At 47.8% G+C, this 605-nt stretch carries 1 protein-coding gene; it reads right to left on the reverse strand.

Annotation, left to right across the window (positions count from 1 at the left end; translation table 11 throughout):
- Window positions 1–332 precede the first annotated feature (332 nt).
- A partial coding sequence (locus tag TW83_RS21115; RefSeq protein WP_045982711.1) for a sugar phosphate nucleotidyltransferase occupies window positions 333–605 on the reverse strand: 273 nt, incomplete at its 5' end.

Here is a 605-nt window from a genome sequence, read left to right on the forward strand (position 1 = left end):
ACGACCCCGTTACCGAAGTCTGGACCCTAGCGTTGGGACTAATAAAGTACTCTATCCAATGTGGGCCTAGCCTAACGGCTCACGAAGTATTTAATATTACAGCTCAACAGTGTTGAGTGCAATATTACCGCTCATGTGTTCTTGACGGATCTAGAAGCCTTGCAGTCAGCTGATTCTCAACGTTGCGTTGGGCAGATCACTTTCGACGTACCACTTTGATAAATAATTTCATCCAGCGCATTTAAATTTATTAGCTGCATGACCGCACTTATAAAGTTTTAATAATAATATTCTATTTTTTAGTTTATGTTTAATTCATGATTTTATCATACTTATTCTGTAGGAATCATTCCCATAAGGTATTTACCATAATCGTTCTTGGCAAACTTTGCCGCACGCGCCCGCAGCTGGTCAAACGAGATCCAGCCGGCCTCGAAGGCGATTTCCTCGGGGCAACCGGTCTGCAGGCCCTGACGGTTCTCCAGTGTGCGGACGAAATTGCCCGCATCCAGCAGGCTGGCATGGGTGCCGGTGTCCAGCCAGGCAAAGCCGCGGCCCATGCGTTCGACGGTCAGCGACCCGTCGTGCAGATAGCTTTCCAGAAG

Origin of the sequence: Paracoccus sp. S4493, assembly GCF_000967735.1 — a bacterium.
Lineage (GTDB): Bacteria > Pseudomonadota > Alphaproteobacteria > Rhodobacterales > Rhodobacteraceae > Paracoccus > Paracoccus marcusii.